The organism is Amycolatopsis kentuckyensis (genome assembly GCF_002155975.1).
Classification (GTDB): Bacteria; Actinomycetota; Actinomycetes; order Mycobacteriales; family Pseudonocardiaceae; genus Amycolatopsis; species Amycolatopsis kentuckyensis.
Window position 1 is genome coordinate 1 of the sequence record NZ_MUMI01000079.1, and the last position, 4,921, is coordinate 4,921.

Consider the following 4,921-nt stretch of genomic DNA (forward strand, 5'->3'; position numbering starts at 1 on the left):
ATTCGCTGACGGCGCGGTCGTCGCCGGGATCGACGGCTCGAGCTCCGCGGTGCACGCCGCCGTGTGGGCCGGTGCCGAATCCCTCCGCCGCGGGCGCCCGCTGCGGCTGGTCCAGGTCTACACGCTGCCGCAGGTGAAGGCACCCGTCGCGTTCGGGACGCACGAACAGGTCCGGGCCGGGCTGGCCGAACGAGCCGAGGGCCTGCTGGCCGAAGCGCGGGACGCGGTCCTGGCCGAACACCCCGGCCTCGACGTTACCACCGCGGCTCGGGAGTGGAGCCCGGTCACCGCCTTGGTCCAGGAGTCGCGGCACGCCGAACTGGTCGTGCTCGGCTCACGCGGGCTGGGCGGCTTCACCGGCCTGCTCGTCGGCTCGACCGCCGTCGCCGTGGCGGCGCACGCGCACTGCCCGATCGTGGTGGTCCGCGGCCGTACCCCGCACGACGCGCCGCCGGACGCCGGCCCCGTGCTCGTCGGCACCGACGGTTCGGCCGACAGCGAGGCCGCGATCGCCTTCGCCTGCGAGGAGGCACGGTTGCGTGGCACGAAGCTCGTCGCGGTGCACACCTGGAGCGACATCCTCGCCGACGGCATGCTCCGGGCGCACCCGCTGCAGGAGGACCCGGCGGAGATCGCGGCGGCGGAGCGCGTCAAGCTGGCCGAGCAGGTGGTGGGCTGGCAGCGCAAGTACCCGGACCTGACGATCGAGCTCGAGGTCCTCCGCGGGCGACCGGTGCGCACGCTGCTCGAGCGCGGCGAGAGCGCGCAGCTGATCGTGGTCGGCTGCCGCGGCCGGGGCGGGTTCACCGGGATGCTGCTCGGCTCGACGAGCCAGGCGCTGATCGCGCACTCGCCGTGCCCGGTGGCGGTCGTGCGGCCGCAGCGGACCGGGAGCGGGACGTGACCACCCTGCGGCCCCGCGCGCCGATGCGGGTTCGCCGCGAGCGCGGTGTACGGCGGGATCGCGCTGATCGCCGGGCTTCACGATCGCCACGGGCGCCGGTCGGCGGCGTGACGACCGCGACGGTCGCTGACCACACCGGTTCCCCGCGCCCGCGGGTGCGCCTTCGGTGACCAAGGTCCTCGCGGTTCGGGTAGTCCGGCCGCGTCGGGGGCGCCGGTCCCCGAGGTCTCCTTGAGATCCAGGTCACCGGGAACCAGGTGACCGCCCCTGCGGTGGGCGCGGCGCGTGGCCGGCCGCGCCCACCCTCATGCGGACGGAGAAGCGATGAGCGTGGACGCGGGCTCCCGGGCCCTGCTCGCGGGCGGTGACGTGGTGCTGGTGCGTCCGTTGCACCCGGCCGACACCGCCGAGGTGCTCGCCCTGCACACCCGGCTCACCCAGCGGGACACCTACTTCCGGTTCTTCGGCGCGCCGTCCGGGTTGGCCAAGCTGGCCGCCGGGATCGCCGCCGATCCGGGTCCCGGCCACTACGCCGTGGGCTGTTACCGGCGCGGTGCGCTCGTCGGCGTCGCGAACTACGAGGTGCTGGCGGATTCCGCCGACGCCGAGGTCGCGCTCGTGGTGGACGCGGCCGTGCGGACCCAGGGCGTGGCGACCCTGCTGATGGAGCACCTCGTTTCCCACGCCCGGAAGTCGGGCTTGAGGCGGTTCCTGGCCGAGGTGCTCGCCGAGAACGCCAAGGTGCTCCACGTCTTCAAGGACCTCGGCCTGCGCTTCGAGGCGAGCATCGGCGGCCCCGAACGCGACGTCGTGATGAACCTCGAGGAGGACCCCGCGTACCTGGACGCCGTGCTGGAGCGCGACTCGGTCGCCGACGCGGCCAGCCTGGCGCACCTGTTCCGGCCCGCCTCGATCGCCGTGATCGGCGCCGGCCGCAGCCCCGGCTCGGTGGGGCACGCGGTGCTGGCCAACCTGGCCGTCTCCGGCTACCGGGGCCCGGTCGAGGTGGTGAACCCGCACGCCCGCGTCATCCTCGGCGTGCCGAGTGTTCCGTCGGTCGCGCAGCTGACCCGGACTCCCGAGCTCGCGGTGGTCTGCCTGCCGGCGCCGGCCGCCGCCGAAGCGGTCGAGGAGTGCGGCAAGCGGGGTGTCCGTGCGGTCGTGGTCATCTCCTCGGGGCTGACCGGCACCGAATACGGCGACCGGGTCCACGCGGCGGTGCGCGAGTACGGCCTGCGGCTGGTCGGCCCGAACTGCCTCGGCGTCCTCTCGACCGACCCGGCGTACCCCTTCGACCTCACGTTCCTGGGCCGCAGCGTGAAGCCGGGCAACATCGGCGTCGTCACCCAGTCCGGTGGCGTCGGGATCGCCCTCGCGGAGTCCCTCGGCGACCTCGGCCTCGGCCTGTCGAGCTTGGTCTCGACGGGCGACAAGTACGACGTCAGCGGCAACGACCTGCTGATGTGGTGGGCCGCCGACCTGCGCACCGAGCTGGCGGTGCTCTACCTGGAGTCGTTCGGCAACCCCCGCAAGTTCAGCCGGCTGGCCCGCCGGCTCGCCCGGACGCGCCCGGTGCTCGCCGTCCGCTCCGGCAGTGGTGACACCGCACAGCGGGCGGCCGCGTCGCACACCGCTGCCGCGGCGACCCCCGCGGTCACCCGGGACGCGCTGTTCGAGCAGGCCGGGGTGATCGCCGTCGACACCGTCGCCGAGCTGGTCGACGTGATCGCCGGGTTGTCCTGGCAGCTGCTCCCCGGCGGGCCCCGGGTGGCCGTGGTGAGCAACGCCGGGGGTGCCGGGGTGCTGGCCGCCGATGCCTGTGAACGGGAAGGCCTGGTGATGGCGGAGCTGTCCGGCGACACGCGGGACCGGCTCGCGAAGCTGCTCCCGGCGGAAGCGGCGGTGCGGAACCCGGTCGACACGACCGCGGCCGTCCCGCCGGAGGTGTTCGCCGACGCTTTGCGTGCCGTGCTGGCCGATGCCGGTGTCGACGCGGTGATCGCCGCGACCGTGCCGACCGCGGTCGGCGACCCCGGTACGTCGCTGGCGGCGGTGCTGCCGCCGGAGTACAAGACCGTGTTCGCGGTCCGGCCCGGGCAACGCGCCCGGGTCGCCCCGCTGGTACCGGGCACCGGTGTCACCGCCTGCTACGACGACCCGGCGGCGGCCGCCGCGGTCCTGGCCCGGCTCGTGCGGTACGAGCAGTGGCTGAACCGGCCCGAGACCGCCGGAGCCTTGGCGCCACTGGAAGAGCCGGACGCGTTGCGCGCCTTCGCCGGCAAACGCGAAGGCTGGCTCGCGCCCGCCGACGCCGTCGAACTGCTCCGCCTGGCCGAAATCCCCATGGTGGAGACGCACTACGTCGAGGCCGGTGACTCGATGGACGCCGTGGCCGCCGACCTGGGCTCGCCGGTGGTGCTGAAGGCCGACGCCGACGGGCTGCTGCACAAGACCGCGGGTGGCGGTGTCCTGCTGAACGTGCACGGTGCCGACCGGATCCTGGAGGCGTTCCGCACCCTGCGGGCCCGCTTCGGCTCCGCCCTGCGCGGGGTCACGGTGCAGCCGATGGCCGAACCCGGCCGCGAACTGCTGGTCGGGGTGCGCTCGGACCCGGTCTTCGGGCCGCTGGTGGTGTTCGGCCTCGGCGGTGTCGACGCCGACCTGATCGCCGACCACACGGCCCGGCTCGCCCCGCTCACCGGCGCCGACGCGGACCTGCTCCTGGACGGGCTGCGCGCGTCGACGGCGCTCTGGGCGTCCGGGCTGGACCGGGCCGCCGTGCGGGAGCTGCTGCTGAAGGTCGGCCGGCTCGCCGAACTCGTGCCGGAGCTGGCCGAACTGGACCTCAACCCGGTGCGCGTGCGCTCGGACGGCTGTGTCGCGCTCGACGTCCGCGCCCGGCTGGAACCCGTCGCGGGCGAAGACCCGTTCCTGCGCCGCCTGCGCGACTGAAACCGGAGGAAGCCATGCGTGTCCTGACCCTGAACCCGGGTTCGTCGAGCATGAAGGTCTCGCTCGTCGCCGACGGCACCGCCGTGGGCTGGACGGCGTGGGACCTGGCCGACCCCGGTGCGGTCGCCGAGGCGATCCGCCGGTGGTCCGAGGTGGACGCCGTCGCCGTCCGGTTCGTGCACGGCGGCTCGCAGAAGGCGCCCGCACGGGTGGACGACGCGTTGGTGGCGAACCTCGAACGGCTCACCTCGCTCGCGCCGAACCACCAGCCGCTGTCGCTGACCGTCACCCGGGAAGTCCGGCGCCTGCTGCCGGCCGTCCCGGTGGTGGCCTGCTTCGACACCGCGTTCCACGCCCGGATGCCCGAGGCCGCGGCCCGGTACCCGCTGCCGCGGTCGTGGACCGCGCAGAACCGGCTGCGCCGCTACGGGTTCCACGGCCTGTCGTGCCAGTACGCGCTGCGCCGCACCGGGGAGCTGCTGGGCCGCGCGCCGGAGGAGCTGCAGATCGTCTGCGCGCACGTCGGCGCCGGGGTGTCGGTGACCGCGATCCGCGACGGCCACGGCGTCGACACGAGCATGGGGTTCACGCCGCTGGAAGGCGCGATGATGGCCACGCGGTCGGGGTCGGTCGACCCGGGCCTGCTGCTGCACGTGCTGCAGACATCGTCGATGACCCCGGCCGAGCTGGCCGACGCGCTGTTCCACCGCTCCGGGCTGGCCGGGATGACCGGCACCAACGGCGACCTGCGCCGGGTGCTGGCCGCGGCGGCCCGCGGCGAGCGGGACGCGGAGGTCGCGCTGGAGGTCTACCGGCACCGGCTGGGCCGGGAGATCGGCGCGGCGGCGATGAGCCTGTCGCGGCTGGACGCGGTGGTGTTCACCGGCGGTGTCGCCGAGCACCAGCCCGATGTGATCGGCTCCGTCCTCAGTGGACTGTCGGTGCTCGGGTTGCGCGCCGGGGAACTGCCGCACACCGACGTCGACCGGATCGTCACCGCCGCGGGCTCGCCGGTGCCCGCCTTGATCGTCCGGCCCCGGGAAGACCTGGAGCTGGCCCGCGGCG

General features: G+C 74.7%; 3 protein-coding genes. All 3 read left to right on the forward strand.

Annotation, left to right across the window (positions count from 1 at the left end; all coding sequences use genetic code 11):
• Positions 1-904, forward strand: a 904-nt coding sequence (locus CCN39_RS08665) for a universal stress protein (protein WP_244210670.1), incomplete at its 5' end; no start/stop codon positions are given.
• Positions 905-1,228: 324 nt separating this feature from the next.
• A complete protein-coding gene (locus tag CCN39_RS08670; RefSeq protein ID WP_086840139.1) occupies positions 1,229-3,856 on the forward strand; it encodes a bifunctional acetate--CoA ligase family protein/GNAT family N-acetyltransferase in 2,628 nt (875 codons plus the stop codon).
• A 14-nt stretch (positions 3,857-3,870) separates the two neighbouring features.
• The coding region (locus tag CCN39_RS08675) for an acetate/propionate family kinase (protein WP_086840141.1) at positions 3,871-4,921 on the forward strand (1,051 nt) is incomplete at its 3' end.